We start from the raw sequence: 5,342 nt of genomic DNA, 5'->3' as shown, positions 1-5,342 counted from the left end.
CGGACGGGAGGCACGGTGCCGGCTGGCACCGCGCCTCCCGTCCGTCGCGGGTGACCGGCTGACGGACTGGAAGCACGGTGCGGGCTGGCACCGTGCCTCCCGTCCGCCTGTCGGTCACCCCGTGACGGACGCAAGCCGTGCCGACGGGCGTCACCGGCACTGGCGGTACCTGTCTCGGTGCCGGTCCCGCGACGTAGGCTCGATGCATGGGCATCGACGTGCGCAACGAGATCCGTGACTTCCTGTCCTCACGGCGAGCGCGACTCACTCCGGACCTGGTCGGCATGCCGTCGTTCGGCGGTGGGGTCCGACGCGTGCCGGGACTGCGGCGGCACGAGGTCGCCATGCTCGCGGGGGTGAGCGTCGACTACTACACGCGACTCGAACGCGGCTCGTTGAAGGGCGTCTCGGACAGCGTGCTCGAGGGCCTCGCCGGAGCGCTGCAGCTCGACGAGGACGAGCGCGTGCACCTGTTCGACCTCGCGCGGCTGGCGAACGCCGGCGTGAAGGTCATGCACCGGAACGTCCCGACCCGGGTGCGTCCGGGTGTGCAGCGGCTGCTCGACGCGATCACCGGTGCGCCCGCGTGGGTGCGGAACGAGCGCGGGGACGTCGTCGCGACGAACGAGCTGGGCCGGGCGCTGTACGCCCCGATGTTCGCCGGACCCGGGCGTCCGGTGAACACCGCGCGCTTCACGTTCCTCGACCCGGCGGCTCGCGAGTTCTTCCCGGACTGGGCGGCGACGGCGCGCGACGCCGTGGCGGTCCTCCGTGCGGCGGCCGTCGCGAACCCGTGCGAGCCCGGCCTGGTGACCCTGGTCGGCGAGCTGTCGACGCGGAGCGAGGAGTTCCGCACGTGGTGGGCGGCGCACGACGTGCGCCTCAACCGACGCGGGAAGAAGCGGATCGCGCACCCGATCGTCGGGGAGCTCGAACTCGACTTCGAGGCGCTCGAGCTCGTCGCGGACCCCGGTCTGACGATGTTCTCGTACTCGGCCGAGCCCGGGAGCGAGTCCGAGCGGTCCTTGGCGCTGCTCGGGACCTGGGCCGCGACGGAGCGGGCGGAGCAGTACGCCGCGGTGCGTGCCGGGGACGCCGAGGGCGACCGGGGCGACCGCTAGTCGGTGCTGACGACGGCGAATCCCCCGGAGACCATGCAGCGACGGTAGCAGCGCGCCCACGTAGGGTGGCGTCGTGATCGGCGCAGCCTCCGTCCGGGACCGCCGTCCCGAGCCCGTGTTCGCCCGGGCCGTGCGCTCCGCCGTCGGCCCCGCACGCACGGTGCTCGCGCTCGACGGGACGCCGTACGCCCCGGCCGACCGCGAGGTCCTCGCCGTGGGCCTCGACGGTCCGCTGCCGTCGGCGGACGCGGCGGTGGTCTCGCTGTCCCCGGGCGCGTGGCCCGCGGTGCAGGCACGGCTCGCCGAGGTCCGCCGTGCCGTCGCGGGACCGGTCGTCGTGCTGACGATCGACCCCGAGCGCGTGCAGGACCACTGGCTGACCGAGTACGCCCCCGCCGTGAGCGCCGGGTGGGCCGATGGGTACCCGAGACTGGACCGCCTGGCCGCAGCGCTCGGCGGAACGGTCGAGACCACGCGGCTGCCCGTCCCCTTCACGTGCGTCGAGGGGTTCCCCGAGGCGTTCTACGCCCGACCGGAACGACTGCTGGACCCGGGTACCCGGACGGCGGACCCGGCGTGGGACGCTCTCGACGACCTCACCGCCCGCCGGGCGGTCACCGCGCTGCGCACCGCGCTCGAGACGGGCGAGTGGGACCGACGGTACGGACACCTGCGGCGCCAGCCGACGTACGACGGGTCCGTCGTGCTCCTGCGGTCGGAGCGTCCGGCTTGACACCGCGTCGTAGGGTGGAACCGTGAGTCAGCAGGAGGTGGTCGGCGCGCTGAGCGCCGGCATCAGGGCGTGACGCCCGCGGCTGTGCCCCTCGGCACGGCCGCCGTCGTCGATCCCTGACCATCCCTCCGCCCGTGCGGCGCTTCCCCTGCGCCCGGGCACTTCCGAAAGCGACCACACCGTGCTGCCCATCAGTGAGAAGACCCTGCGTTCCTCCTTCGTCAACGCCTCCCGCAAGGAGGTCGGGGACGTCACCCTGCCCACCGACTTCGAGACGCTGGACTGGGAGTCGCTCGACTTCCTCGGCTGGCGCGACCCGAAGACCTCCCGGCGCGCGTACGCCGTCGTGCCCACGCTCGAGGGCGACCTCGTCGGGATCCTGTTCCGGCAGGCCGAGGCGTCGCCGCGCTCCCGGGCGCAGTGCTCGTGGTGCCAGGACGTCAAGCTGCCGAACGACGTCGTGTTCTACGCCGCCAAGCGATCCGGGAAGGCCGGTCGGAACGGGAACACCGTCGGGACCCTGGTGTGCCAGGACTTCCAGTGCTCGCGGAACGTCCGGCGACCGCTGCCCCTGGCGTACGAGGGGTTCGACGTCGAGGGTGCCCGGCTCCGGCGCATCGAGGACCTGCAGCTCCGCATCGCGTCCTTCGCCGCCGAGCTCTGAGCCCCGAGCCCTGCGCCCTGCGCCCTGCGCCCTGCCTACTGGGTCGCGCTGGCTCCCGCGGAACGCAACGGGAGCGGTTTCTCGCAGCGGTATGTCGCTGCGAGAAACCGCCGACCTTGCGTTTTGCGGAAGGAGAGTGGGGGGGGCGGCGCCGAAACGCGGCGGTAACGGGCGGTCCCTAGGGTGACCGGATGGACCTCCGTGACTTCGACACCGCCCCGGACGCCGACGCCCGGGACGTCGCCCTGCACTGGGCCGCCGTCCCCGCGTGGGCCGACGCCCTGGTCGCCGGGCGGCCGTACCGCTCCGTCGCCGCACTGGCCTCGGCCGCGGCGACGGCTGCCGAGCAGTGGGGCGCGGACGAGCTCGACGCGGCCCTCGCACACCACCCCCGCATCGGCGAGCGCACCACCGAGGCGTCCTCGGCGCGCGAGCAGGGGGCGATGGCGACCGCGGCGGACGACGTCACGGCGGCGGTCGCGCGGGGGAACGCCGACTACGAGGAGCGGTTCGGACGGGTGTTCCTGGTCCGTGCCGCCGGTCGGACCCCGGAGGAGCTGCTGGCCGAGCTCGAGCGCCGGCTCGGCAACGACCCCGGGGTCGAGGTCTGCGAGGCCGCTGCCGCCCTGGCCGACATCGCGCAGCACCGGATCCGTGCGACCTTCGGCGTGCCGCACCTGACCACGCACGTCCTCGACGCAGGATCCGGTCGCCCGGCGGCGGGGGTCGGCGTGACCCTGCGGACCGCGGCGGGCGAGGTGCTCGCGACGGGGGAGACCGACGCCGACGGTCGGACCGGGCTCGGGCCGGACGTGCTGCCCCGCGGCGACCTGGAGCTCCGCTTCGACACCGGGGCGTACCACCGCGCATCGGGGACGCCCACCTTCCACCCGTACGTCGTCGTGGCGTTCAGCGTCACCGGGACGGGACACCTGCACGTGCCGCTCCTGCTCAGCCCCTTCGCTTACAGCACCTACCGCGGCAGCTGACCGGCGGGCGCGGTAGGTGCTGTAAGCGAAGGGGCTGAGCAGGAGCGGCACGTGCAGGTGTCCCGTCCCGGTGACGCTGAACGCCACGACGACGTACGGGTGGAAGGTGGGCGTCCCCGATGCGCGGTGGTACGCCCCGGTGTCGAAGCGGAGCTCCAGGTCGCCGCGGGGCAGCACGTCCGGCCCGAGCCCGGTCCGACCGTCGGCGTCGGTCTCCCCCGTCGCGAGCACCTCGCCCGCCGCGGTCCGCAGGGTCACGCCGACCCCCGCCGCCGGGCGACCGGATCCTGCGTCGAGGACGTGCGTGGTCAGGTGCGGCACGCCGAAGGTCGCACGGATCCGGTGCTGCGCGATGTCGGCCAGGGCGGCAGCGGCCTCGCAGACCTCGACCCCGGGGTCGTTGCCGAGCCGGCGCTCGAGCTCGGCCAGCAGCTCCTCCGGGGTCCGACCGGCGGCACGGACCAGGAACACCCGTCCGAACCGCTCCTCGTAGTCGGCGTTCCCCCGCGCGACCGCCGCCGTGACGTCGTCCGCCGCGGTCGCCATCGCCCCCTGCTCGCGCGCCGAGGACGCCTCGGTGGTGCGCTCGCCGATGCGGGGGTGGTGTGCGAGGGCCGCGTCGAGCTCGTCCGCGCCCCACTGCTCGGCAGCCGTCGCCGCGGCCGAGGCCAGTGCGGCGACGGAGCGGTACGGCCGCCCGGCGACCAGGGCGTCGGCCCACGCGGGGACGGCGGCCCAGTGCAGGGCGACGTCCCGGGCGTCGGCGTCCGGGGCGGTGTCGAAGTCACGGAGGTCCATCCGGTCACCCTAGGGACCGCCCGTTACCGCCGCGTTTCGGCGCCGCCCCCCCCACTCTCCTTCCGCAAAACGCAAGGTCGGCGGTTTCTCGCAGCGACATACCGCTGCGAGAAACCGCTCCCGTTGCGTTCCGCGGGAGCCAGCGCGACCCAGTAGGCAGGGCGCAGGGCGCAGGGCGCAGGGCTCGGGGCTCAGAGCTCGGCGGCGAAGGACGCGATGCGGAGCTGCAGGTCCTCGATGCGCCGGAGCCGGGCACCCTCGACGTCGAACCCCTCGTACGCCAGGGGCAGCGGTCGCCGGACGTTCCGCGAGCACTGGAAGTCCTGGCACACCAGGGTCCCGACGGTGTTCCCGTTCCGACCGGCCTTCCCGGATCGCTTGGCGGCGTAGAACACGACGTCGTTCGGCAGCTTGACGTCCTGGCACCACGAGCACTGCGCCCGGGAGCGCGGCGACGCCTCGGCCTGCCGGAACAGGATCCCGACGAGGTCGCCCTCGAGCGTGGGCACGACGGCGTACGCGCGCCGGGAGGTCTTCGGGTCGCGCCAGCCGAGGAAGTCGAGCGACTCCCAGTCCAGCGTCTCGAAGTCGGTGGGCAGGGTGACGTCCCCGACCTCCTTGCGGGAGGCGTTGACGAAGGAGGAACGCAGGGTCTTCTCACTGATGGGCAGCACGGTGTGGTCGCTTTCGGAAGTGCCCGGGCGCAGGGGAAGCGCCGCACGGGCGGAGGGATGGTCAGGGATCGACGACGGCGGCCGTGCCGAGGGGCACAGCCGCGGGCGTCACGCCCTGATGCCGGCGCTCAGCGCGCCGACCACCTCCTGCTGACTCACGGTTCCACCCTACGACGCGGTGTCAAGCCGGACGCTCCGACCGCAGGAGCACGACGGACCCGTCGTACGTCGGCTGGCGCCGCAGGTGTCCGTACCGTCGGTCCCACTCGCCCGTCTCGAGCGCGGTGCGCAGCGCGGTGACCGCCCGGCGGGCGGTGAGGTCGTCGAGAGCGTCCCACGCCGGGTCCGCCGTCCGGGTACCCG

The 5,342-nt window shown here is 74.0% G+C and carries 5 protein-coding genes and 4 pseudogenes; 5 read left to right on the top strand and 4 right to left on the bottom strand.

From position 1 onward, the window contains the following. Nucleotides 1-206: 206 nt before the first annotated feature. The 5 genes and pseudogenes from HUN59_RS01140 to uraH (HUN59_RS01120) all read left to right on the top strand — a co-directional run bounded on the left by HUN59_RS01140 (nt 207) and on the right by uraH (HUN59_RS01120) (nt 3,507). Nucleotides 207-1,121: a helix-turn-helix transcriptional regulator gene (locus HUN59_RS01140; protein WP_174777264.1), complete on the top strand. Its 915-nt coding sequence runs from the start codon at nt 207-209 to the stop codon at nt 1,119-1,121. A gap of 73 nt (nt 1,122-1,194) precedes the next feature. Beyond that, complete coding sequence (locus HUN59_RS01135; protein ID WP_174777263.1) at nt 1,195-1,854, top strand: SAM-dependent methyltransferase; 660 nt, start codon at nt 1,195-1,197, stop codon at nt 1,852-1,854. Nucleotides 1,855-2,035: 181 nt separating this feature from the next. Beyond that, nucleotides 2,036-2,518, top strand: coding sequence for an FBP domain-containing protein (locus HUN59_RS01130; RefSeq protein WP_174777262.1), 483 nt, complete (start codon nt 2,036-2,038; stop codon nt 2,516-2,518). A gap of 191 nt (nt 2,519-2,709) precedes the next feature. Then, a pseudogene (uraD, locus tag HUN59_RS01125) lies at nt 2,710-3,168 on the top strand (2-oxo-4-hydroxy-4-carboxy-5-ureidoimidazoline decarboxylase); the annotation flags it as partial. A gap of 18 nt (nt 3,169-3,186) precedes the next feature. Then, on the top strand, nt 3,187-3,507 hold the full coding sequence (gene uraH / locus HUN59_RS01120; protein ID WP_058741990.1) for a hydroxyisourate hydrolase: 321 nt from the start codon (nt 3,187-3,189) through the stop codon (nt 3,505-3,507). Between the two features lie 9 nt (nt 3,508-3,516). Here uraH (HUN59_RS01120) and uraH (HUN59_RS01115) read toward each other — a convergent pair. From uraH (HUN59_RS01115) to HUN59_RS19290, 4 genes and pseudogenes are all read right to left on the bottom strand, one after another. Further along, nucleotides 3,517-3,828 (bottom strand): annotated as a pseudogene (uraH, locus tag HUN59_RS01115) (hydroxyisourate hydrolase); the annotation flags it as partial. Nucleotides 3,829-3,846: 18 nt separating this feature from the next. Then, a pseudogene (uraD, locus tag HUN59_RS01110) lies at nt 3,847-4,305 on the bottom strand (2-oxo-4-hydroxy-4-carboxy-5-ureidoimidazoline decarboxylase); the annotation flags it as partial. A gap of 191 nt (nt 4,306-4,496) precedes the next feature. Beyond that, complete coding sequence (locus tag HUN59_RS01105) at nt 4,497-4,979, bottom strand: FBP domain-containing protein (RefSeq protein ID WP_174777262.1); 483 nt, start codon at nt 4,977-4,979, stop codon at nt 4,497-4,499. A 181-nt stretch (nt 4,980-5,160) separates the two neighbouring features. Then, nucleotides 5,161-5,342, bottom strand: a pseudogene (locus HUN59_RS19290) (hypothetical protein); the annotation flags it as partial.

This window comes from Curtobacterium sp. Csp2 (genome assembly GCF_013347165.1).
Note: the sequence above shows the minus strand (reverse complement) of the source record. Positions and strands in the feature narration are given on the sequence as shown.